This window comes from Vibrio nereis NBRC 15637, from assembly GCF_001591105.1.
GTDB classification, from domain to species: Bacteria; Pseudomonadota; Gammaproteobacteria; order Enterobacterales; family Vibrionaceae; genus Vibrio; species Vibrio nereis.
Window position 1 is genome coordinate 123,524 of record NZ_BCUD01000004.1, and the last position, 23,947, is coordinate 147,470.

Annotated in this window: 24 protein-coding genes; 11 read left to right on the forward strand and 13 right to left on the reverse strand. The window is 43.9% G+C overall.

Translation table 11 applies throughout. From position 1 onward, the window contains the following. Positions 1 to 29: 29 nt before the first annotated feature. From VNE01S_RS06110 to VNE01S_RS06120, 3 genes are read right to left on the reverse strand one after another with little or no spacing between them, the layout of a single operon-like run. Positions 30 to 962, reverse strand: a complete 933-nt coding sequence (locus VNE01S_RS06110) for a 5-oxoprolinase subunit C family protein (protein ID WP_053394806.1) — start codon at positions 960 to 962, stop codon at positions 30 to 32. Beyond that, positions 959 to 1,666 (reverse strand): 5-oxoprolinase subunit B family protein, encoded by a 708-nt coding sequence (locus VNE01S_RS06115; protein WP_053394805.1) that lies wholly within the window; start codon positions 1,664 to 1,666, stop codon positions 959 to 961. The genes VNE01S_RS06110 and VNE01S_RS06115 overlap by 4 nt, the downstream gene beginning before the upstream one ends. Continuing rightward, on the reverse strand, positions 1,666 to 2,415 hold the full coding sequence (locus VNE01S_RS06120) for a 5-oxoprolinase subunit PxpA (protein ID WP_053394804.1): 750 nt from the start codon (positions 2,413 to 2,415) through the stop codon (positions 1,666 to 1,668). The genes VNE01S_RS06115 and VNE01S_RS06120 overlap by 1 nt, the downstream gene beginning before the upstream one ends. 169 nt (positions 2,416 to 2,584) lie before the next feature. Between VNE01S_RS06120 and VNE01S_RS06125 the strand changes: the two genes are divergently transcribed. The 4 genes from VNE01S_RS06125 to galE all read left to right on the forward strand — a co-directional run bounded on the left by VNE01S_RS06125 (position 2,585) and on the right by galE (position 8,194). Then, entirely contained in the window at positions 2,585 to 4,657 is a 2,073-nt protein-coding gene (locus VNE01S_RS06125; protein ID WP_245649873.1) for a TonB-dependent receptor plug domain-containing protein, read from the forward strand. Further along, positions 4,647 to 5,150: a YfiR family protein gene (locus VNE01S_RS06130; protein WP_053394803.1), complete on the forward strand. Its 504-nt coding sequence runs from the start codon at positions 4,647 to 4,649 to the stop codon at positions 5,148 to 5,150. Before VNE01S_RS06125 ends, VNE01S_RS06130 begins: the two co-directional genes overlap by 11 nt. Further along, complete coding sequence (locus VNE01S_RS06135; RefSeq protein WP_061781629.1) at positions 5,134 to 7,095, forward strand: sensor domain-containing diguanylate cyclase; 1,962 nt, start codon at positions 5,134 to 5,136, stop codon at positions 7,093 to 7,095. Before VNE01S_RS06130 ends, VNE01S_RS06135 begins: the two co-directional genes overlap by 17 nt. 82 nt (positions 7,096 to 7,177) lie before the next feature. Beyond that, complete coding sequence (gene galE / locus VNE01S_RS06140; RefSeq protein WP_053394801.1) at positions 7,178 to 8,194, forward strand: UDP-glucose 4-epimerase GalE; 1,017 nt, start codon at positions 7,178 to 7,180, stop codon at positions 8,192 to 8,194. A 103-nt stretch (positions 8,195 to 8,297) separates the two neighbouring features. Here the strand turns inward: galE and VNE01S_RS06145 are convergent, their stop codons facing one another. The 6 genes from VNE01S_RS06145 to napF form a co-directional block, all read right to left on the reverse strand. After that, complete coding sequence (locus tag VNE01S_RS06145) at positions 8,298 to 8,435, reverse strand: TIGR02808 family protein (RefSeq protein ID WP_061781630.1); 138 nt, start codon at positions 8,433 to 8,435, stop codon at positions 8,298 to 8,300. Between the two features lie 10 nt (positions 8,436 to 8,445). Then, a complete protein-coding gene (locus tag VNE01S_RS06150) occupies positions 8,446 to 9,021 on the reverse strand; it encodes a NapC/NirT family cytochrome c (protein WP_053394800.1) in 576 nt (191 codons plus the stop codon). 20 nt (positions 9,022 to 9,041) lie between these two features. Further along, the gene (locus tag VNE01S_RS06155) at positions 9,042 to 9,497 is read right to left on the reverse strand and encodes a nitrate reductase cytochrome c-type subunit (RefSeq protein ID WP_053394799.1); all 456 of its coding nucleotides are present in this window, start codon (positions 9,495 to 9,497) and stop codon (positions 9,042 to 9,044) included. A 71-nt stretch (positions 9,498 to 9,568) separates the two neighbouring features. Continuing rightward, positions 9,569 to 12,058 (reverse strand): periplasmic nitrate reductase subunit alpha, encoded by a 2,490-nt coding sequence (napA, locus tag VNE01S_RS06160; protein WP_053394798.1) that lies wholly within the window; start codon positions 12,056 to 12,058, stop codon positions 9,569 to 9,571. Next, positions 12,055 to 12,372: a chaperone NapD gene (locus VNE01S_RS06165; protein WP_053394797.1), complete on the reverse strand. Its 318-nt coding sequence runs from the start codon at positions 12,370 to 12,372 to the stop codon at positions 12,055 to 12,057. Before VNE01S_RS06165 ends, napA begins: the two co-directional genes overlap by 4 nt. Then, positions 12,362 to 12,868: a ferredoxin-type protein NapF gene (gene napF / locus VNE01S_RS18845; RefSeq protein WP_082331654.1), complete on the reverse strand. Its 507-nt coding sequence runs from the start codon at positions 12,866 to 12,868 to the stop codon at positions 12,362 to 12,364. The genes VNE01S_RS06165 and napF overlap by 11 nt, the downstream gene beginning before the upstream one ends. A 242-nt stretch (positions 12,869 to 13,110) precedes the next feature. Between napF and narQ the strand changes: the two genes are divergently transcribed. Together narQ and VNE01S_RS06180 are read left to right on the forward strand one after the other, a co-directional pair. Continuing rightward, a complete protein-coding gene (gene narQ / locus VNE01S_RS06175; protein WP_053394795.1) occupies positions 13,111 to 14,844 on the forward strand; it encodes a nitrate/nitrite two-component system sensor histidine kinase NarQ in 1,734 nt (577 codons plus the stop codon). Then, positions 14,831 to 15,463: a response regulator gene (locus tag VNE01S_RS06180; protein ID WP_053394794.1), complete on the forward strand. Its 633-nt coding sequence runs from the start codon at positions 14,831 to 14,833 to the stop codon at positions 15,461 to 15,463. Before narQ ends, VNE01S_RS06180 begins: the two co-directional genes overlap by 14 nt. Before the next feature lie 21 nt (positions 15,464 to 15,484). Here VNE01S_RS06180 and VNE01S_RS06185 read toward each other — a convergent pair whose 3' ends face one another. Beyond that, positions 15,485 to 16,273: a lipase family protein gene (locus VNE01S_RS06185; RefSeq protein ID WP_053394793.1), complete on the reverse strand. Its 789-nt coding sequence runs from the start codon at positions 16,271 to 16,273 to the stop codon at positions 15,485 to 15,487. A 178-nt stretch (positions 16,274 to 16,451) separates the two neighbouring features. Beyond that, entirely contained in the window at positions 16,452 to 17,087 is a 636-nt protein-coding gene (locus VNE01S_RS06190; RefSeq protein ID WP_053394792.1) for a hypothetical protein, read from the reverse strand. Positions 17,088 to 17,191: 104 nt separating this feature from the next. On the opposite strand from VNE01S_RS06190, the gene VNE01S_RS06195 reads away from it, so the two are divergent. The 3 genes from VNE01S_RS06195 (at position 17,192) to VNE01S_RS06205 (ending at position 18,692) form a co-directional block, all read left to right on the forward strand. Further along, a complete protein-coding gene (locus VNE01S_RS06195) occupies positions 17,192 to 17,440 on the forward strand; it encodes a DUF2164 domain-containing protein (RefSeq protein WP_053394791.1) in 249 nt (82 codons plus the stop codon). Positions 17,441 to 17,592: 152 nt separating this feature from the next. After that, positions 17,593 to 18,132: a cytochrome b gene (locus VNE01S_RS06200; protein WP_053394790.1), complete on the forward strand. Its 540-nt coding sequence runs from the start codon at positions 17,593 to 17,595 to the stop codon at positions 18,130 to 18,132. Further along, positions 18,129 to 18,692: a YceI family protein gene (locus VNE01S_RS06205; RefSeq protein ID WP_053394789.1), complete on the forward strand. Its 564-nt coding sequence runs from the start codon at positions 18,129 to 18,131 to the stop codon at positions 18,690 to 18,692. Before VNE01S_RS06200 ends, VNE01S_RS06205 begins: the two co-directional genes overlap by 4 nt. An 83-nt stretch (positions 18,693 to 18,775) precedes the next feature. Here VNE01S_RS06205 and focA read toward each other — a convergent pair whose 3' ends face one another. Further along, entirely contained in the window at positions 18,776 to 20,227 is a 1,452-nt protein-coding gene (focA, locus tag VNE01S_RS06210; protein ID WP_053394788.1) for a formate transporter FocA, read from the reverse strand. A 255-nt stretch (positions 20,228 to 20,482) separates the two neighbouring features. Here focA and VNE01S_RS06215 point away from each other — a divergent pair, with 255 nt between their 5' ends. After that, positions 20,483 to 21,388 (forward strand): LysR substrate-binding domain-containing protein, encoded by a 906-nt coding sequence (locus VNE01S_RS06215; protein ID WP_053394787.1) that lies wholly within the window; start codon positions 20,483 to 20,485, stop codon positions 21,386 to 21,388. Between the two features lie 182 nt (positions 21,389 to 21,570). Next, entirely contained in the window at positions 21,571 to 22,056 is a 486-nt protein-coding gene (locus VNE01S_RS06220) for a DUF1097 domain-containing protein (RefSeq protein ID WP_053394786.1), read from the forward strand. A gap of 59 nt (positions 22,057 to 22,115) precedes the next feature. On the opposite strand, the gene VNE01S_RS06225 is transcribed toward VNE01S_RS06220, so the two are convergent. After that, positions 22,116 to 23,747: an ATP-dependent endonuclease gene (locus VNE01S_RS06225; RefSeq protein ID WP_053394785.1), complete on the reverse strand. Its 1,632-nt coding sequence runs from the start codon at positions 23,745 to 23,747 to the stop codon at positions 22,116 to 22,118. Between the last annotated feature and the right edge of the window lie 200 nt (positions 23,748 to 23,947).

Sequence of the window (23,947 nt, forward strand, 5' to 3'; positions counted from 1 at the left end):
AGTGTTAGTGCACCCTGGGGCCGTTTGACTTAGTACCCAAAGTAATTGGCCCATTTACACCAAGCTTCTTGGAGGCCGAGCAAATCACCTTTGACAAAACGAACCTTTTGACCGGGTTTTGCTTGAGCTAACCTTGGCAAATCGATCCTTGCGACACATCCCAGTTTTGCATAGCCACCGATTGTTTGACGATCATTAAATAGCACAATGGGCTCGCCATTGGGTGGGACCTGAATAGCACCAAGCGCAATGCCTTCGCTTAGGTATTGTTTTTCCGGTGGCATGACTTTTCCACTACACAGCCGATAGCCCATACGATCGATAAACTGGCTCACTTCAAACTCTTGGCTATAAAATTTTTCCAGTTGTTCTGCGGAGAAATCTTCAATTTGGTAGCCTTCGACAACCCTAAGTTCAAGAACTCTGTCGTAGTCAGGCTTGCAGCGAAAGCTCATTTGTACCGGTTTTTTTCTTACACTATGGGGACTAAATTGGAGTTCGTCTCCCGCCGATAGTGGCGAGCCGCTTTTTATTCCCCCTAATTGATCCCTAACAACAGTGGCGCAGCTGCCCAGTTGTTGTGGTGCGATAAATCCTTCTTTCACGGCCAAATAACTTCTAAGGCCATTTAAAGGCAAGCCAAAGGTGAGAGATTGACCTTTGCGGGCGGAAAATGTTGACCAATTGGTTATCGGACTCCCATCCAGTTTCGCGTTCAAGTTGCCGCCCGCAATGGCTAGCTCGCAGTCATCGCCAATTTTGAACTCCGCTTGACCAAGGGTAATTTCGAGTGCAGGGCAATTTGTTGAATTCCCAAGTAGATGATTTGCCCAGCTGTAAGCATAATCGTCCAGTGGGCCTCCTTGAGCAATTCCCATGTGCGATAAGCCAAATCGCCCAAAGTCCTGAAGCAGGGTTTGCTGGCCGGGCTTTATCACTTTTATAGTGCTGGTGTTACTCATTGCCACTCCTTTGAAATATTTCCGCCTAGTGCTAAAAACTCTTCTAATCCTATGGGATTGAAAGTGACTTGCGTACCAATAGCAAATGGCAACACAGGTGAGGAATTTGGGGTATAAATGTCTATTGGGCAATTACCAATAATATTCCAACCGCCAGGTGAGTCAATTGGGTAAACGGCTGTTTGATGATTGGCAATACCGACACTGCCTTTGGCTACTTTCAATCTAGGTGAAGCTTTGCGTTCTAACTGCAACTTGTCATCAACGGCTGAGAGGAAAGCAAAGCCGGCTGTAAAGCCAATTGCGCCGACTGTGTAAGCTTTGCTGCTGTGAAGGTGGATGATTTGATCTAGCGTAAGCCCATGTTCGTAATAGATTGCCAGATCTGGACCAACATCAGGGTGATAATAAACAGGGAGCTCAATCGACTGAAACTCAGGCTGTTCGGGTAAATGCAATAGTGCTTCTGTAACGATGCGCTCTAGATAAGGGACAAACTCGAAAATAGAAATCCGGTGAGGTAGGTAATCAATTAAAATTGTGTTGAATGAAGGGGTGACATTCATTACCCATGCGCCAAGCTGATTTCTCAAGTACAGGCTGATTTCTCCAATAATCCAAGAAAGTTGATCACTGGGAGCCGCCTCGAAACGGATGAGAACGGAACACTCAGCGACAGGGTCAATTGTTGTTTCTATATCCACTACGAGCTCTCCATTTTCAATGTTTGTTGAATTTTCTCAATCAAGTTAACCGCTTCTTGATTGTCGCCATGAACACAAAGAGTGTCTGCTTCTAATGAAATCGTGTAGCCATCGAGTGTGCGGACTTTTCCGTATCGCGCGATCAGGGTTACTTGGTCCAAAATCTCGCTTTCGTTAGTCATCACTGAATCTGGCATATTACGTGGTGCAAGTTGGCCTGATGCAAGGTAACGTCGATCAGCAAATGCTTCAAAAAGGAGAGGAACGTCGTAGTTGTCGGCAATATCGAGCCACTCTTGCTTATCATTAATCGCGAGCATCATGAGTGGCACGTTAAAGCACGAGACCGCGTCAACAACGGCTTCAAATATTTGTATATTTATGAGCATGTCATTGTAGAGTGCGCCGTGAGGTTTAATGTAGCTGATTTCTGCATTGACGCTTTCGCAAAGCGATTTCAAAGCCCCAACTTGATAGATCACCATGTTGGTAATTTCTTCAGTGCTGAGTGGGATACTTCGGCGACCAAAGCCTTGAAGATCAGGATAGCTTGGGTGTGCGCCAATTTGCACGCCATGTTTTAACGCGAGTTTAATGGTATTTATCATAACGATAGGGTCTGAAGCGTGAAAGCCACATGCGATGCTGGATTGGTCGATGAAAGGCATGACTTTTTCGTCATTTCCTATCTTCCAGTGTCCGTAACTTTCCCCCATGTCACAATTTAAGGATATTGAATTCCGTTTCATAATGTAAGTTCCTTATGACATCATTGTATAAAGATGTTTTAAAAGAAGAATTTAAACAGTGATCTGGTTCGTTTTTCAATCAATTAGATGTTAAAAATACACCGTTCTATATACCATTTTATATAGATAAATGTGATAATAGAGGCTGCTAATATAGCTAGGTAAATTGATGTATAAACGCTCCTTTCTTTTCTTATCCTTGTTTCTCGCGGGCACGACCGCGTGTGCTAATAACAATCTTGATGAATTGATGTCGATGAGTCTTGAAGAGTTATCAATGCTTAATGTCACAATGGAAACCGCATCAAAATTTTCTCAGAATCTGACCGATATTCCAGCCTCAGTCTACGTACTTAGCGGTGACCGTATCTTACGTAGTGGTGCATCGTCCATCGCGGAGGCATTGTCACTTGTACCTGGTATGTATTTTTCTAAGTGGAATGAGAACCTATATCATGTTTCGTCGCGTGGGTTTCATGATGGGCTGTTTAACAAAATGCTCGTCATGGTCGATGGGAGGAGCGTTTATAGCCCAGTATATGGCGGGGTTTATTGGAGTACACTCGATTACATTCTGGCAGATATTGACAGAATAGAAGTGCTGCGTGGTCCGAGTGGTTCCATTTGGGGTGGTAATGCATCTAACGGTGTTATTAATATTATTACCAAGTCGACTAAAGATACCCAAGGAACATACGTTTCCGGAACGGCGGGGAAATATAGTGCTTATGATGTATCGGTACGCCACGGGGTAAAACTGTCAGAAGATATATCGTCTCGAGTCTATTTTAAACGTAAAAGAAACCCTAATTACCTAAGCGATTCATCTAGATATTGGACGTCTGAAACGGCAGGTTTTGTTCTAGAAGGGCATCAGGAAGATGCGGACTGGAACATACGTGCTGGTGGCACAAAAACATCTACAGTCCAAACGGCGTTTAGCGCGACGTATGATCCAAATAATCCACTGGCACCAGTTTTAGGTGTGAATGTCAGAGACTTCGAAGATAAAACATCCAGTGTTTATGCTCAGCTGAGTTATTCAAAGAGACTCGATTCAGGAAACGTTGTCAGTGGTAATATTTGGGCTGACCATGTTAAAGATAGCTCGCTCGATGCCCCCGGTGAATACACAACAATCGATATAGACTTCAATTACCTGAATCAAATCAATGAACGCCATACTATGAGTTTTGGTGCTGGTCTGCGTCATGTTGGCATGGAGTTTGGACATTCGTGGTGGGAAACTGATCTTTACCAATCCTCTTATTACTCTCGTATGTACCATATTGGTAAAGCCAGCGATTACATAGGGAATGTGTTTGCTCAATCTGATTACCAGTGGTCACCAGAAGTGCGCACTGTTTTGGGCGTAAAAGCGGAACATTTTAATCAAAACACGACAACCGAGTTATCTCCTCAGCTACGAGTGCTTTATAGCCCTAGCAAAGTTCATAGTTTTTGGGCAGGTGTTGGCCGCGGCGTTGTATCTCCATCCTACATGAATACCGAAGCAACCTATCAAGAGGTCTATACGTATTTTGATGGCGTTGACACATATGGCCAAACTTACTTAACACTGCCTAATAAGGATCTGGCGAATGAGTCTGTGGTGACTTATGAGCTTGGTTGGCGCTTTATACCTAGCGCGGATTTTGAAGTAGATACAACCGCATTTTACAGCCAGCACAAGAACCTCAGAGGCAGTGATTGTAATGATTCATTGTATGCACCCGGGTACGAGCATTTATGGTTTTGTTTTATTTCCGATGACTATAGCGCTGTGTCACAGGGTGTGGAGTTGGCTGCTCACTACAAGTTGACGGAGGACTTAACGTTTTTCGCCACTTATAGCTACCTAACCCTAGACGGAAAATGGGAAGGGGGAGCATTATCGAATGGAGCGAGCGCTAAATACTTTTCACTCCCTAGTCAGCATCTAGCCACACTACAAACGTTGTGGAATATTACTCAGTCGTGGCAGTGGGACTTTGTTATTCGTTATAACAACACTTCTTTTCCTCATGAAGTGCTTGATGACTTTGCTGGTTTACCAAGCCCTACATTGCATGATGTAAAACCGCACTTTACGGTCGACTCTAGGTTAGGCTGGCAAGCAACCCCCAATACCCCTTTAATTGAGGTGATCGCGAAAAAAATAGGATCAAACGACTTGTATGATTCGTGGGGGCTTTACGCTAACGAAGAACAGTACTCCGTGAGGCTGTCTTATGAGTTTTAAATCGTTATTGCTCGCAGGTTCTATTCTATGTGCTGGAGTCTCATTTTCAGTGAATGCTAAATTCACTCCAGAACAAGTGAAAGCGGTGTATATCTATCGAATCACCAGCTTCATTCAGTGGAACGACGAGCAGCAGATGTCGCGTATAAACATCTGCGTCCCAGATGATAGTGAAGTTAGAGCGATATTAACGGACATAACCCAAAATAAAGCGGTGAGAAACAAGCCACTGACTATCACTGACGATCAATGCGATGTACTTTATATTACTAGCGAAGAAAGCCTGTCAACGATAGCTACTAATACGCCAAACACTGTGCTTATCAGTGATATCGACAAGTTCACACATTTGGGTGGTGTTATTGAGTTAGCCAACAAGCAAGGACGTATAAAACCGAAAGTGAACTTGGACAATGTTGGCTCGTACTCTATTTCTGCAAACTTTTTAAGAGTGGCAGATTTGATAGGAGGCGCACATGACGTTTCTCAATAATCTATCCCTTAAGAATAAGCTTATTTTACCGATTATCATTTTCACAGGGATCATATTCATTTCCTCCCAAGGTTACGCTTTCTTCAATGCTTTTGAAACGCAACGTGAAAACCTAGTTAATCGAGTTACGGTATTGGCTAACGGCGTGGCATATAACCTTCAGGCAGCCATTTTGTTTAACGATAGCCACAGTGCAGCCGAGCTATTGGACGCTTTTTCTGCTGATAAAGATGTGATTCAAGTCCAGTTGTACGATGACAATGAGCAACTGTTTGCGACTTATGAACGTGAAGGTGTAGACGTATCACAATTGCCTTTGGGTTACTCGGAGTTTTTAGATAGTCAATGGCTTCATGCAGACCAAAATATCCTTTTACAGGTACCAGTACGTGTAGAAACAGAGGTTATAGCGACACTTAGATTGGTCATATCGAAGGACTCTTTCAAAACGATTTACAGCGCAGTGCTAAACAACAGTATGATTTTTCTTTTACAGTTGGTTTTAGCGGGTAGCGTTCTATATATATTGGTTTATAAGTTTATTCTGGAGCCGGTTTACAGCCTTAATATTGGCATGCATTCATTTATTAACCGTAAACAACAAAACCTGAATATTACGCCAGCGAGTAACGATGAAATCGGTGCACTGGTTAGAGCCTTTAATACTATGCTCGATAGATTGTCTCAGCGAGATAAACAGGTCGCTTATACGCTCGATAAACTAGAGGAAGAAAAGTCTTTTGCAAATGAAGTTGTCGAAGCAGTTCAACACGCATTGGTCGTTGTTGATCAGTCTGGGGTGATTATTCACTCTAACGCGGCAAGTTGTGATGTTTTTCGATGTACTCAAGCGGGGTTGAAAGGGACTAATCTAACGAAGCTGATTGATAGCGAAAATAACTTTGCTCTGACAGCTTTATCACGCGGCCAGGACTTTACTGATAAGCAGGTTTGGACGACTAACGCCATAGGTCAGCCTCAACTATTACAAGTAAGCTTTACCGTACTCAGTATGCGTCATCAATTTCTATTTACGATCCAAGATATTACGGAAGTTGAAGCGGCTCTTAGACGTCAACGTATTGCGGCTGGTGTATTTGAAAACAGTCAAGACGGATTGCTGGTGACGAATAGTGATGATGTGATCACCATGGTGAATCCATCAATGTCTCGAATGTTGGGCTACTCGCAAGAAACGTTGCTAGGTAAAAAACCAGAAGATGTATTCGAATGGCAACAGTTTCGTTCACTTATGCCAACCATAAAAGAATCAGTTACTCAATATGGGCAATGGCAAGGGGAAATATGGGAGAAGCACTTATTTGGGCATAAGGTTCCTATGTTCGCCAAGGTGTCGATGATCAATCGAGAAGAAGGCACTAAATTTGATTATGTTTATATATTGTCTGATTTATCAAGTGTAAAAGAAATGGAGCGTTTAGAGTACCTGGCACACCATGACTCTCTAACTGGATTGGCGAACCGGGCTCAATTATACAGCGTATTAGACAGCACGCTTAAAGATGAGCGCGAAGCTAGAAATGGTTTAGCATTGCTCTATCTTGATCTCGACGGCTTCAAACTTGTGAACGATACCCATGGGCATGATGCAGGCGATGAAGTTCTGAAATGCGTAGCAGAGAGGCTATTGTCGCAAGTGAGGAGTCAAGATTTGGTTGCACGTTTGTCCGGTGACGAGTTTGTTATTCTGTTAAAAAGAGCAGATAGGGAAAGTCTGCCGCCTCTTGCCGATCGTTTAATCGACCTTATCCAAAAAGACATTATGTATCGCGGTAATCCGGTTAATGTCGGGGCCAGTATTGGTGTCCATTATGTTGATGACCGCTCGGTTGATATGGACGACATTCTTAAAGCAGCGGACACAGCGATGTACAAAGCTAAACACCTTGGCAAGTGTCAATTTGTGCTTAGTGAGCACGCTTGAACATATAACTGTTAAATTGGAACTGTATTTTGGTCTTATTGTTCGCTAACATTTGAGCTAGATTTTTCAGAAGGTTAGTACTATGAACGTCTTGGTTACAGGCGGTATGGGCTATATTGGTAGCCATACCTCGATTCAAATGATACAAGCGGGGATAACACCCGTTATATTTGACAACTTATACAATAGTAAAAAAACAGTTCTTGATCGAATTGAAAAAGTTTCAGGCGTTAGACCTGCCTTTATCGAAGGCGATATTCGCGATAAAGGGTTACTTGTTGATGTACTGAAGCAAAACAATATAGAAGCTGTGATTCACTTCGCTGGTCTAAAAGCGGTTGGTGAGTCAGTCGCGAAACCTCTAGAGTACTACGATAATAACGTTCATGGAACGTTGGTTCTCGTCGATGCTATGCGTGAAGCCGATGTAAAAACACTCGTTTTCTCATCGTCAGCGACAGTTTACGGTGATCCTGCTTCAGTACCAATTACAGAAGATTTTCCAACTAGCGCGACTAACCCCTACGGTCGTAGCAAATTAATGGTGGAAGAGTGTTTAGCTGACTTTCACAAAGCGAACCCTGAGTGGAGCATAACGTTACTGCGTTACTTTAATCCTGTGGGGTCTCATCCATCAGGCGAGCTTGGTGAAGATCCGCAAGGCATCCCAAATAACTTGATGCCGTTTGTATCACAGGTAGCGGTGGGACGACGTGAATTCCTTTCTGTGTTTGGAAGTGATTATCCAACGAAAGATGGCACAGGTGTGCGTGATTATATCCATGTCATGGACTTGTCAGACGGGCACGTTGCTGCGCTCGAAAAAGTTGGAAACAAACATGGCCTCCATGTATACAACTTAGGGACAGGTAATGGCTATAGCGTCTTAGATATGGTGAAGGCATTTGAAGCCGCGTCAGGGAAAGATGTGCCGTATCAATTTGCCGATCGTCGTCCGGGTGATATAGCGGAATATTGGGCAGACCCTGCTAAAGCAAAAAAAGAATTGGATTGGGAAGCGAAGCGCACTTTAGAACAGATGGCTAAAGATACTTGGTGTTGGCAGGTTAACAACCCTCAAGGTTATCCAGAAGTATAGCGACGTGTTTTGGAAAAAAAAGCCACCGCAAAATGCTGGTGGCTTTTTTGTGCGCTACACAAATTAGGCAGATTTGTACAGCATGTGAGGTACCCAAATGGGGTTAGTCTACCTCTTTATCTTTACTAAACGACAGTAGCCAGAGAGAGATTGCTGCTACTACCGCAAAGCCAGATAGGATGATGATGGGCATCGCACTGTATCCGAGTACGTGCCAAATGACGGATTCTAAAGTACTCATTGTTTGCTCCTTACTGCCAGCCTTCTACACCGTGCATGTCTGGTAATTTATGTGCGATGCCTTTATGGCAATCTACACATGTTTTCTCACCAGAAGCAAGGGCCGTTGAGTGTTGTTTGGCACTGCGTTGACCTTGTTCAGAAAAATCCATGTATTCAAACTGGTGACAATTCCGACACTCTAAAGAGTCATTCTTCTTCAAACGAGCCCATTCTCGTTCGGCAAGATGCGCACGGCGAGCTTGAAATTTCTCTTGCGTATCGATAGTACCGATAAAGTGGGCGAATAGTTCTTTAGATGCCTGAACTTTACGAACAATTTTGTCTGTCCATTCGTGAGGAACGTGACAATCAGAACAAATAGCTCGTACACCTGAACGGTTTGAGTAGTGAATGGTTTCTTGTATCTCTGCAACGATGGGAGCGTGACAGCCAGAACAGAACTCCTCTGTATTGGTTGCCTCCATACCTGTGTTAAATGCGCCCCAGAACAGAAGACCACCAGCAAAACCCATAAAAAGTACAACACCTACCGCTGCTTTACTCGGGCTTGTCAGCCGCTTCCAAAACGCTTTTAATAATTTCATAGTTAGCCTCTTACAAACGGTTATTTAAGTGAGTCAACAGCTTCAAAGTCGTTCTTAATAAGCGGCTTAGCGTTTGCTTGTGGAACATGGCACTGTAAACAGAAGTAACGACGTGGGGACATATCCGCCAATACAGCGTCTTCACGGTTCACATAGTGCGTCACACTGATCTTTGTAGCCCCCATCTCTTTTGCATTTTTCCAGCTGTGGCAAGACAAACATTTGTTGGCGTTTAAAGAAACCTCGTAACCACGAATATTGTGCGGGATAAGAGGTGGCTGGTATACATAGCTCGATTCCAGCACTTGTTCACGTGGATATTTTTTGAAATCGTCAGCAGGGCGCGTATCTTCAAGATTGGTCGCACCACGCAGAGATTCTAATCCACCTGTACCCCCTGGGTTTTCAATTTCAGCCAGTACATTACCACTTAACAACGCACCAACAGACAATAGTGCAACAAGTAATTTTTTCATTTTACATTCTCCGCCTTATGGCTAAATTCTTTTGATTGGTCGCCGTATTTCAGGCGACCAACGCATTCTCTTTAAGCAACTTTAGTGATCTTAACTGGACACTTTTTGAAGTCTGTCTGTTTAGACAGAGGGTCAGTGGCGTCGAGGATCAGTTTGTTGATCAAGATGCGCGCGTCAAAGAATGGTACGAATACCAAGCCTTGAGGTGGGCGGTTACGACCGCGAGTTTCAACACGAACGCGAACTTCACCACGCTTGTTAGCGATGAGAACTTCTTCACCGCGACGAACACCACGAGCTTTCGCATCTGCAGGGTGCATGTAACACACTGCATCTGGCACTGCTTTGTAAAGTTCAGGTACGCGACGAGTCATCGTACCGGTGTGCCAGTGTTCCAGAACGCGGCCAGTACATAGCCATAGATCGTATTCTGAATCCGGTGATTCTGGTGGCGCTTCATATGGTGCAGAGATAATCAGTGCTTTACCATCTGGTTTTCCGTAGAAGTCCCAACCTGAGCCTTTCTTGGCGTATGGGTCAGAGCCTTCTTTAAAACGCCATAAGGTTTCTTTCCCGTCAACAACTGGCCAACGTAAGCCGCGTACTTCGTGGTAACGATCGTACGGCGCTAAGTCATGCCCGTGACCGCGGCCAAACTGAGCGTACTCTTCGAAAATGCCTTTTTGTACGTAGTAGCCAAAGTGGTGCGCATCGTCATTCAGCTCTTGGGCTTCTTCTACTGGGTATTTATTGATGTTACCGTTAGCAAACAGCATGTCGTACATGGTTTTTCCGCGGTATTGAGGCGCTGCTGCAAGTTGTTCTTCAGTCCACACTTCTTCCATCTTGAAGCGTTTAGAGAACTCCATGATTTGCCAAAGGTCAGATTTAGAATCACCAACTGTTTTCACTTGTTGGTACCATGCTTGCGTACGGCGTTCCGCGTTACCATAAGCGCCTTCTTTCTCTACCCACATGGCAGTCGGAAGAATAAGGTCAGCAGCTTGTGCAGTTGCAGTTGGGTATGGGTCTGAACACACAATGAAGTTTTCTGGGTTACGGTAGCCAGGTAAACGCTCAGTATTGATGTTTGGGCCAGCTTGCATGTTGTTATTACACATTACCCAGTACGCGTTCATTTTACCGTCTTTCAGCATACGGTCTTGAACGACGGCATGGAAACCTGGTTTTGGTGGAATTACACCGTCAGGAATGTTCCAGATACCTTCTGCAATTTTACGATGTTTAGGGTTAGCAACCACCATATCTGCAGGTAAACGGTGAGAGAAGGTACCTACTTCACGTGCCGTACCACACGCCGATGGTTGGCCAGTTAATGAGAACGGGCTGTTACCGGGAGTTGAGATTTTACCGGTCAGTAAGTGGATGTTGTACACTAGGCTGTTCATCCATACACCACGAGTATGTTGGTTCATACCCATAGTCCATAGTGACATGACTTTTCTGTTTGGATCCGCGTATTGCTTCGCTAACTCAATTAATTTCTCTTCAGATACACCAGACAGCTCTGATGCCTTCTCTACTGTATACGGTGCAACAGATGCTTTGTATTGCTCGAAGTCGATATCAAACATTTTACCCGAGTTAGGGTTAGCAGCCGCTTTTTGTAATGGATCGTCATCGCGAAGGCCATAACCAATGTCAGTGGTCGCTTGCTTGAAGTTTGTATGCTTGTTAACAAAATCCCAGTTTACCGCATCGTTTTGAATGATGTAGTTCGCAATGAAGTTCGCAATCGCCAAGTCAGTTTGCGGTGTAAAGATGTAACCTGAATCCGCTAACTCAAAAGAACGGTGGTAGTAAGTCGATAGAACGTTTACTTTAACATGTGGGTGACTTAGGCGGCGGTCTGTAATTCGAGTCCATAGAACAGGGTGCATTTCTGCCATGTTCGAACCCCAAAGAACGAATGAATCTGCGTTCTCGAAGTCATCGTAACAACCCATCGGCTCATCGATACCAAATGTACGCATGAATCCGCCTACCGCAGATGCCATACAGTGACGCGCGTTCGGGTCGATGTTATTTGAGCGGAAGCCGGCTTTCATCATTTTGGCTGCGGCGTAACCTTCCATTACCGTCCACTGGCCAGAACCAAACATACCAACGCTTGTCGGTCCTTTTTTCTTCAGCGCTTCTTTCCATTTCTCAGCCATAGTGTCGAATGCCACATCCCAAGAAACTGGAGTAAAATCACCGTCTTTATCAAATTTACCATCTTTCATACGAAGGAGTGGCTGACTCAAGCGGTCTTGACCATACATGATCTTCGATAGGAAGTAGCCTTTGATACAGTTTAAGCCCTTATTTACGGGAGCTTCAGGATCGCCTTGGGTTGCGACTACTTTGCCGTTTTGTGTGCCTACAAGAACAGAACAACCTGTACCACAGAAACGACAAGGCGCTTTGTCCCACGTAATTTTAGTTTGGTCTGAGCTAGCAATCAGGTTTGCAGCGGATGCTGGCAGGGTTACACCTGCTACTGCTGCTGCTGATGCTGCTGCGTTTGCCTTAACAAACGCTCGTCTTGTCATTTTCATACTTCACCCTCAGTTTGAGAATATTCTGTTCCAGTGTCTGTATTTGCCGAATCATCTTGATCGTTTAGCTCAGTTTCAATTTGGTGATAAACCAGAACTGTGCTCAAGACATTCGGTAAGTTGTTGATCGCGTCAATGGTGTCAGTAATGAATCCCTGATTTTCTGTTTCCAGAACAACGATGATTTTCCCTTCTGGACTGTCGCCATAAATCTCAGCATTTTCGAATGCCTCAATTTGGGGTTTAATCTCGTCTAAGTGTTCAGGAGAAACATGAACCACTAAGCTAGAAATATGCACTTCATTAAGTGACATTGTTATCTTCCATTTTCTTTAAATTGCTCACATTGATGGATGAAGTAGGGCATACTGAAACGCACGCACCGCAACCATTGCATTCATCAAGTTTTATAGTTGGTTGGGCGACTTGGCCAATTGCTAATTTGAATGTGATTGCCATTGTTTCACAGCTGTCGCCACAGCTTCGGCATTCAACATTTTGTGTTGCCAGGCAGCCATCACTAATCGCGGCTTTTGCTTGCCAAGGGTTCTCTGTTTGAGGTAAAAACAACGCTTCGGGGCAGGCTTCAGCACAGCGATAACAAAACGTACACTCATCGATATTGAAATCGACGCTAGGGAAGCCCCCATCGCCTTTCTTTATTATGTGAGTCTCGCAAGTGTCAGCACATTTCCCGCATCGCGTACACAAATCAGTAAAGAGCTCTGGTTTGGCTAACCAAGGCAGACAAAGCGCCGATTTGTCTATGCGAGAGCGAGAAAATAAACGCCGTTTAGATAAGTCGACCACTGCATAATCCATAGTTCTGGGGACATGAACTAAGCATAGTTCACAACCTCCATTAACAAACTGTCATTTAAGTTCATAACGATTGTAGTTTTTGACATATTTGGATAAATACCCCTTAGGGGTTAATTGGGTACCGTTATTGTTTTAGATCAATAAATTCCAGTCATTTTGATCACATATTGTGTCCGCCAGTAACAGAGAAGATGAATAGCTGCGAACAGAGGAAATAAAATGGGGCAAGCGTGTTAAATATTGTGAAAAACTCCGTCACAAGTACAGTTGCTAAAGCTTTAGGGTTGATTCTGGCCTTGTCGTTAGCAACCACAAGCTTTGCGATTATTACGCTAGCATCCAGCTTGAACGACGCGGAAGCGGTGAATGTTGCTGGCTCTATGAGGATGCAGAGCTACCGTCTGGCGCATGATATTCAATCCGCTTCGATTGACTACACCGATCACATCGTGATGTTTGAGCGCTCTATCTATTCTCCGTCAATGAAGGCGTTACAAGGTTGGACAGTGCCTGATGACATAACGCATGATTACTACATGCTCATTACTCGCTGGCATGAATTAAAGCACCTACTGCGTAGCAAAGATCGAGATACCTACTTGGTCGTTGTCGCCGATTTTGTCCAACAAATTGATGGTTTTGTACTGAAACTGCAAAACTTCTCCGAACAAAAGCTGATAAAGCTAGCATGGGTTGGTGGGCTGGGTTTAGGCGGCATACTCATAGTGAGTATGTTTGTCGTTCACTTTGTTCGCAAACAGATTGTAAAGCCGCTAAATGCATTGGTGATAGCCAGTCGGCAGATTCAAGCACGCTGCTTTGATGTTGAGCTCAATGTATCTAATGATAATGAAATGGGCATTTTGACCCGCGCGTTCAATAATATGGCGGCAGATCTCGGTAAATTGTATCGCGGCTTAGAATCTGCAGTGAGTGAGAAAACACAAAAGCTACAGCACGCCAATGATTCACTTGAAGTGCTATACCGTTCATCACAAGAGCTTACAGATTCACGGATCACTCAAGATAACTTTGAAGCAATCTTAAAGCACATAGCTAGCCTAGAAGGTATTGCATCCGTCAAACTGGAAGTTAATGCTGAAGGAGAACGACCGTTAGTATTAACCCAAGGCGAAAAATGTGTTGGTTGCGGGGAGAATTGCCGTTCTAAGCCACTAGCACTTGATGGAAAGGAATTAGGAACTCTGTACTGGAAGGTTGAGCTGCCATGTCCAGATCAAGCGTTGATTGATAACTTCGTTCAAATACTCTCGCGCGCGGTGTACTACAATCAAGCGCAAAGACAAGCTGAGCAGCTTTTGCTTATGGAAGAGCGAGCCACAATTGCTCGTGAACTTCATGACTCATTGGCTCAGTCTCTATCGTATTTAAAGATCCAGGTTTCCCTTTTAAAGCGGGGAATGGCCAAATTGCCGGACTCAACGGCGTTGGAGAAAACTAAGCCAGTATTGTCAGAACTGGATGTGGGCTTGTCAGCTGCTTATACACAGTTAAGGGAACTGCTTACGACATTTCGCCTTTCGATAAAAGAAGGCAGTTTTGGTTCCGCACTGAACGAAATGACGGCCCAGCTTGGAGAACAAACCGAGGCCAAGATTGTACTAAAGAATCAGCTCTCCTCGATCGAATTGGAGGCCAATCAGCAGGTGCACTTGTTGCAGCTTATTCGTGAAGCGACTATTAATGCAATTAAGCATGCAGAGGCCTCGACCATCGAGATTCACTGCAGTGAAACCGATGAACAGATAGTGGTGTCGATACAAGACGACGGTATGGGGTTTGATGACTCTATTGAGAAGCTTAATCATTACGGCATCAGTATCATGCGTGAAAGAGCATCTCGATTAAACGGTAAATTCACCGTAACCAGCCAATTGGGGCAAGGCTGCAAAGTATTATTAGAATATCCAAAAACTAAGGAATCATGCATTGAGCGAGTTTAAAGTACTACTTGTTGACGATCACCCTCTGATGCGAAGAGGGATTAATCAATTACTGAGTTTTGAAGATGAATTTGAAGTGGTCGCAGAAGCAAGCAATGGCGCAGACGCTGTCGCGATGAATCACTCACACCAACCAGATTTGATCTTGTTGGATCTTAATATGAAAGGAATGTCCGGCCTAGATACTCTTAATGCGCTTCGGGCTGACGGATGTGATGCGAAAGTTGTCATTCTTACTGTCTCCGATAGTCCCGCTGATATTGAGGCGATCATAAAGGCGGGTGCGGACGGCTACCTACTAAAAGACACCGAACCAGATGAGCTGGTGGATTTGCTTAAACTTTCCCTGCAGGGCAACAAAGCGTACAGTCAAGAAGTGCAAAAGTATTTAGAGGATAGGGAAAACTCAACTGACGTATTCGATGAGCTTACCGACCGAGAAATGCAAATTCTTAGAGAGGTCGCTAAGGGATACCGAAATAAGCAGATTGCAGATGCCTTGTTTATTTCGGAATCCACCGTAAAAGTACATATGAAAAGTTTATTGAAAAAGCTAAAAGTCCCATCTCGTACTGTGGCTACAGTCCTATACCTCGAAAGATATGGCGACTTAAAATAATCGGCTTTTGGTGACAAAGGTTCATCGTTCATCAAAAAAATCTTTATTTCTGATGTACTTTGCCATTAAGTGATAAGAGAAAGGCCGCATTATCCAAGACGCGAGAGAGCGGCCTAATCGGATCAACGTGGGAGTGTTCTCGTAAATACGACCGTTGTAAAGCCACAGCATTTTGCCCATGTGTAGATAGAGTCCTGGCAGTGGTGGTAAGAAGGTAACAACATCTAGATCACAACATACGCGATAGGTTTTGTGTGATAAGCGGTAATGTTTACGAACAGAGTAGCCGCCAAATGCAGGCTGACCAAAGGTTACAACGCGCTTTACTGATTTTGGGCTTTTGTTTTCTAGCGTATCGGCCAGCACACAGCCCACAGCTCCACCGGATGAATGGCCAGTAAAGGTAATTCTTTTTCCTTGAAGCAGGAGCGGCTCTAATATCGCCATTAACCTTTCATAAACAGATAAACCGAGTTTGTCGTCTTTATGGCTAGGCATGCTTTCCTGAGTAAGAAGGAAATAAAAGCCCGCATGTATCGAGTACTTTAGACCTAAGGCATCGCATCGCTTTTGCCAAAGTGCAAGGTTTAATATCCAATCTGAAGGGTTGTGTGAGCCTTTGATTACGACAATTACTTCGTCGTTGTCATGACTCCAAAGGACACGCATCATCGGTTTCCCGAAGCGGTTATTAACGATTCTTTGACCATTGGGAGCAAAGCCATATCGAGTTTGCTTCAAAACGCGTGAGTAGGCTAAGTTGCACAGTACCGCGTAGCGTTCATATTGATAACGTTTGAGTTTTTTCACATATCCATTACCGCTACCTTATAATCGATGAAGTATGACCGTAAAACATGAACGCATTATGACAGATTGAGTTACCACCTTATTTGTACACCTAATGCACTATAACTAAATTTCATGGAGGCAACATTAGACACAATTTTGAGCGTTCACGTCATGAACGGAGGATACAATAAGAAAGTTAACTAAGCTGGACTACCGAGTAGAGCTGTATGTATTTCCTGACCAATCGCTGATCAGTCGCTCGTTTTAGTGGGTGGGTAAACTTTACGTAGTAAGGGCTTAAGCCGAAATGTTGCTCCAACGATTGAGAGAGCTGAGACTCACTTTCATACAAGCTGATACCTTGTAATTTGTACTCATCTATCTCGTCAGGGAGCTGACCAGTCCACCAATGCAGAAGCTCTCGGCTTTGTTTGCTTCTTGTAATCCAGTGATCGGTCACAAGTAGCATCAGATCGTTCGGCTGGATTGAATAACCGTACTCTTCTTGCCATTGCGCGATAGTATTTAACTGTTTTTTCCGGCAAGAGTTACCAGCACTCACGAGATGAGACGTGAGAATCCAAACCGTTCCAATTTCAGAACTCACACGGTAGTGGTGCGGGTGTTCAGTCTGCACATAGCTGTCTAGTGGTTTGTATTCGAAAGCATGCCCGAACTCATTCAGCGTTCTAGCGAGACGCCTTGCAAAAGCCAACCCTAAATGGTGTTCACTCATCCCCTGATTGTGAATAGTCGGGTAGTGCTTCTCACATAATTTCATGCAGTCTGCCTGAAACTCGTTAACACTCTGAATTAGCACATCCAATAGCAAGCTCTATCTCTCCATATCGCGCATTACGGCATGGCTAGATTAACATGTGTCAGTAAAGTTCAGTTACACTTAATTTCTTAAAAGTTACATAGAGTTAATGGTTTATGTCTAAGATTGAATTTACATCACAACAAAAACAAGCCATGGCAAGCGCCGTGCAAACGTACCTTGAAAATGAACTTGAATTCGAAATCGGTCAATTTGATGCCGATTTTCTTGTGGATTTTATCGTAGAGAAATTCGGTCCAGCCTTTTATAACAAAGGTCTAAAAGACGCGCAGCTCGTTATGGAGAGGAAAATGATGGATATTGCTGACGAACTGTATGAAATAGAACAAATTAGCGATATTTAAATCGTTTATAAGTTCCTTCGAAAATTTTGAACGACTTAATCGGAGAGGCGCGGTTCTTACCTTGTAAAGAATGGTAAATAATCTGTTAACCCAATGAGGTATAAGGTACTCTTTGTTGATAAAGAGATTCATTTAATGATGGAATGCTTACGATGAAGTCTGAAGTAAAAAACTATAACCCTATTACTCGCGCTGTTCACTGGATATCTGCGATTGTTGTTATCGGCATGTTTGCAGTGGGACTGTGGATGGTGGATTTGTCCTATTACAGTGAGTGGTATCGTACAGCGCCACACTGGCACAAATCTGTAGGGATTTTACTGGCGTGTTTAACTGTATTTAGATTTATCTGGAAGCATGTTACGGCGTCACCAAAGATGGAAGGGAAAGCATTTGAGGTAATGGCTGCAAGAGCTGTTCACCTTGTCATGTATGTGCTTCTTTTCGCGTTGTTTGCTTCGGGCTACTTGATCTCTACAGAAGACGGTCGAGGAATTGATGTGTTCAACTTGTTCACAGTTCCAGGGGCGGGCGCTCTATTTGAAAATCAAGCTGACACGTCTGGGCTAATTCACTTTTATACCGCTTGGGCATTGATTTTGATGGCAGCAGTACACGCTATTGCTGCACTTAAACACCACTTTATTAATAAAGACAATACGCTACGCAAAATGATAGGAGCTTCAAAATGAAAAAAACGTTAATTGGACTAGCTATGGCAATGGCATTGCCATTTGGTGCAAGCGCGGCGGACTATGTGATTGATACAAAAGGTGCTCATGCATCTGTTAACTTCAAAGTAAGTCACTTAGGTTATAGCTTTATCAAAGGTCGATTTAACCAGTTTGACGGTCAGTTCTCATTCGACCCAGCGAACGTTGCTGCTTCAAAAGTAACTGTTAACGTAGACACTACAAGCTTAGATTCAAACCATGCTGAGCGTGACAAGCATATCCGTAGTTCAGATTTTATCGATGCCTCAAAATTCTCAACTGCGACTTTTACCAGTACAAGCGTTGTTGACAAAGGCGACGGTAAACTTGCTGTAAACGGTGACTTAAACTTACACGGTGTGACTAAGCCAATTACTATCGATGCAGAGTTTATCGGTGCAGGTAAAGACCCTTGGGGTGGCGAACGTGCAGGCTTTTACGGCACAACTCGTCTAGAACTGGCTGATTTTGACATTCAAGTGATGGGCGATTCAAGCTACGTTGATATGGAACTGCATGTTGAAGGCGTGAAACAGTAATCACGTTTCTTACCAAACACAAAGCCCTTGATATGATATCAAGGGCTTTTTCTTATTGGGCTGTTTATCTTCTGTCTATGAAGTTAAGCGGTTTCTAACGCGTTTTGCTCCTGAACAAGAGACATACGCTCACCATACACATTTCTCAGAGCACTAAGTACGTCTGTACGCATTACCACACCAACAAACTTGCCATTGTCCAAGACTGGAAGTACGTGAGGCTTACTGACTCGCATTGATTTTGCACGCTCTTCTAATGACAGAGTACTAAAGCGTGTCGCAATACCCATGCTCGTTGTTGGATAAAGCTGTTCTTTGTCGATGCATAGGAACTCTGCAACATCGACCAGTTTGTCCGATACATCAATAGCGACTACGTCACGAGACATTAAATCCACCACTTTCTGGCCTTCGCATGGCAGGTAGTCCTGACACCATAGATCAACCATGACATCATGAGCCGAGAAAAAACCAATCAAACGATCTTGACTGTCGATGACAGGGGCGCTGACAAGGTTGTTGTCCAGCAATACGTCGATAGCCTTTGGCGTCACCATGTCAGCAGTTAAAGTGATTGGGTTAGTATTCATAATGTCTTTGACAAGGATAGTGTTACTCATGGCGGTTTCCTTAACTGACGCGATGTTAGTTGTTGTAGTAATAGAAGAAATAGGTGTAGCTGCGAGTTGTGGTTTACGATAGATACTCCAGTTGGCAAGGCCAACCAAGACAGCTCCACCGACAATGTTACCGAAAGTCACGGGGATCAAATTTGCAGTAACAAATTGCATAATATTGAGGTCAGCATACTGCGCTTGAGATACGCCAACCTGAAGCCAAAAGCTTTCTGGTGCAAAGCTCTGAATGACAATACCAAGCGGCACCATGAACATGTTTGCCACACAGTGCTCAAAACCACTAGAGACAAACATGGCGACTGGCATAATCGTCATTGCGGCTTTTGTCATCGCATTAGCACTACTAAACGTTAGCCAAATAGCTAAACAAACTAGTAGGTTACAAAGAATGCCTAGTGAGAATGCTTGTAAAGTTGTGTGGTGCAATTTGTGCTGGGCGATATTTAGAGCATTTAGCCCCCATTGCCCATGATCCATTTGATAAAGACCAGCAGCAGAGACGATGGCAAGGAGTAACATGGCACCCAAAAAGTTACCGACATAAACTTTGCCCCAAATAGACAGCATCTTGGCGAAACTTAGCTGTTTGTTTGCCCATGAAATGCTCGAAAGTACTGAGCTTGTAAATAGCTCACCACCACATATCACAATCAAAATTAGTCCCATACTGAAGGCAAGACCACCAGCTAGACGACTAAGCCCCCAACCGGCCTCTGAACTGCCAGTTGTCACCGTGATATAAAATACAAAAGCGAGCCCTATAAAAGCGCCAGCCATGGCGGCTAAGCTTAGTGTCATCCCACTGCTTTTTTTGGCCTTACTGAGCGCAAACTTTTCTGCTTCGGCCATCATTTCTGTAGGTGAGAAATATTGAATATTCGTTTGAACCTGAGTCATAGTTGCTCCCGAATCTGATAGTACATAGTTTTTACCTCCAAATTTATGCAACACTGAATCCCTGGTTGCATACCCAGATTAGAGAGGCTGGATGCACAGGTAAAATTGATAATTTTTAAAAACCACATCAAAAATATTGATATGAAAAACATAAAGGATAAAATGAAACGGTTTGCGTATTTGTCGTGTAAGTCACACCAGCGGCAATGCGAAGCGAATAAGAATAAAGCCCACAAAAACAAGGATTAGAGCGGAATGCGTTACTCGTTAAAACAACTGGCTGTATTTGATGCAGTGGCAGATTTAGGCAGTGTGAGTTTAGCGGCAGAAAAGCTAGCTTTAACACAATCAGCCACAAGTATGTCTCTGTCGCAGCTAGAAAAAATGCTCGGCCATCCTTTATTTGAGCGTCAGGGAAAACAAATGGCACTAACCCATTGGGGAATGTGGTTAAGGCCTCGGGCAAAGCGTTTGTTACAAGATGCGCAACAGATTGAAATGGGCTTCCATGAGCAACACTTACTTAGCGGTCATATCAAGCTTGGTGCGAGTCAAACACCCGCTGAACACTTAATCCCAGACCTTATCAGTATTATTGATAACTCATTTCCTGAGCTTCGAATTTCACTCAAAGTAAAAAGTACAGACAGCGTTATACAAGGCGTTCTCGACTATAAATACGATCTAGGGATTATTGAAGGGCGATGTGATGACAATCGAATTCACCATGAGCTTTGGTGTCGAGATCATTTAACGGTTGTTGCTGCGTCACACCACCCATTTGCTAAACAGTCAACGGTCAGTCTTGCACAGCTGGAACAAGCGCGGTGGGTTTTAAGAGAGCACGGTAGCGGTACCAGAAAGACATTTGATAGCTCCATTCATCACCTGATAGAAGATCTCGATGTATGGCGAGAGTATGAGCACGTTCCAGTCATCCGTACTATGGTAGAAAATGGCCAGTATTTGTCTTGTTTGCCGTACCTCGACGTTGAACGTTACATTGATAATGGACAACTGGTTGCCTTGAATGTTCCGGAGTTAAGCATGGAGCGTACGCTCTCGTTCATCTGGAGATCGGACATGGTTGAGAACCCGTTAATTGAGTGTATTAAGCGGGAAGGCTTGAGAATGATGAAAGGAAAGCCATCGGTGTTATGATTCAATGTCTGTCTATATAAACATCACATCTGCATATTAATAAGACATAGATCACACCAATATGAATATCTTTGATTTTGTTACTTTGTTTTTGTGATCTGTGGTGTATGTATTTTTGCCATTAATTCTTACTATGTCTCCTTGAGTATTTGGTATGGGTCAGGCCCATAAAGCGAGGCAGTATGAGCACATTGGTCGCAATTTCTTTAACAACGGGGCTTTTGTCTGGTCTATGGGGATGGGTCGCCATCTCTCTTGGCTTACTATCCTGGGCGGGATTCTTAGGGTGTACTAGCTACTTTGCGACCCCAAATAGTGGCGTAAAAGGGTTAGCCGAAAGTTTGCTTACCAACTTGACAGGTGTGTTTTGGGCTATGGTGATTATCCATGCATCTCAATTGGTATCACTAGAGATTCTTGGCTACGTCATCACCGCTATCGTAGCATTTATGATGTGTATACAAGCTAAACAGTCATGGCTTGGCTATATACCAGGAACCTTTATTGGATCTTGCGCCACGTTCGCTGCTGATGGTAACTGGAAACTGGTTGTCCCTTCGCTGATTTTGGGTGGCGTATTCGGTTATTTGATGAAGGCGAGTGGTGTATGGCTACACAATAAGTCCAATCAACCTGACTCTGCCGCGCAGCTGTCGACCCGCTCTTAGTAAATTATATAACGTGTCATGTATAACGGCATTAACGTATTACTGTTAATGCCGTTTTTCTATGTGTTTCCGTTTGCCATCGTGACTACGCGCTTGAGTGTCCAGCGTAAAAGAATAGGGATGCAGTCCGTTCCTTTTGCCTCGCAGTGCGAAACAATAGCAAGTGCTAGATCCGGCTTGGCAAACTTTTTCAGGACTCTTGCGACCACTTTCTTTGCCGGAATAGGGTGATCTAGAGGGATCTTCACCATATCTTTGAAGAACGATTCAAAGCCGTTGTTATACAGAAAGTGCTCTATATCTCGATCGGGAAGTTCTGTTAGCCTGTGCCTTTCTTTATCGTGCTCTAGCTGGCCTCGAACGGCTGTCGCGTATTTTTTGCCTGCCGGGTCGCCGTCGGTGACAACATGCCAGTCTATATCAAACGCTTTGGCTACTTTAATAAGTGATTTTAGGCCTGATTGTGCGAATTCTATAATTTGAACCCCTTCAGCTGCGAGATTATAACCGCACTGATTGGCAAGCTCATTGAATAACCAAACTTCAGTTTCTCCTTCAACCAGCAACCAGCATCGCGCAAACAGTGCTCCAGGGCGATGAAAGCGAATATGGAAGCCAATTCGTCTTAGCTCGTCGCGCCCGAATCTTTGCGGAGGTAAGGCGGTAGTGATTGTCCGGTCTGAATGGCGCACTAAACGTCGAATTGAATGGAGAGGAACTTGCCCTAATAAGTGTCCACTATTTGTTGTTAGGATTTTCTGCATAGGGAGAAGCTGCAATAGACTCCAGGCCCTAGCTAAGTGCGTTGGATGTAGGCGACCCTCAGGGTCTTCAAGGATAAGGATAGGTCTTGCGCAACGTCTAAGTTCTGTCGGGCCTTTTGCTTGTAAGTAAGCATTGAGAAGCCCCATAAACAGCAAACGAGTTTGCTTATCTTTGGTTTCGGCAACAAATTGAGAAAGGTTTTTCCCTGTGGGGGATGAGTTGTAAAAAATACCATCTCGTGGCTTTCTTAAATTTTTCCGCGAACTCGGCTTATAAGAGAAGTAGTGGTTAACCAAAGTCTCCATAGAGTTCAGTCCACTTCGCATCTCACCTTTATTAACGTGGCCTGGCACAGCCATTAAGCGGCGGCAGGTATTATTAATGCGTTTTTCAATACGTGCATTAGTACTTATATCACTGACAACGGGGCGCTCGAATCGGCGAGCGTCTTTCAGCCTGATGACTGGATGCAATGTCATCAGTTCCTTTGCAAGCTTCTCGGAATGATGCAGCTTAAGCGTGTTTCCGTCTTTATCAAGAAACGAGTAACGAGTGTCTATATCATATTCGTCTCTGCTTGCGCTGACTCGGTAAATAATCTTATTTGTGCCTTCCGCGTCTTGGATCCATGCTGGTCTTATTTTACGGTATCGACCTGAACGTAGCTCGTGTTTATCTGTCGAGATAAAACTTAATATTATTTGTAAATGCTGTGTTTGCGGGTGGGATATCGAATAGTCGACATGAAAATCGGATAGTTCGAATTGGTATGGGTTTCCGTCTGCTGGCAATGCGACACACAATGCGTCCAATAGGGAAGATTTACCCCAAGTATTCTCACCAATCAGTGTGGTGAGTTCGTCAAACGCAATTGATAATCGCTTAATTCCACGAAAACCAGATATTTCGATTCTCTCTAGCAGCATAAAAAACCTCTAATGAGCTACTTTGTTTTAAGCATAATAGAAAAACCTCGTATAAGCAGAAGGTTACGTCACAAAGTCACAGATGGCATAAATTACGCGCATTCAGAATTTCTGATTCAAGTCATAATGACAAATGTATGAACGTACGTGTTTACAATAAAATTGTGAAAGTTAATGAATTTGTCATAGATGCTGCGATA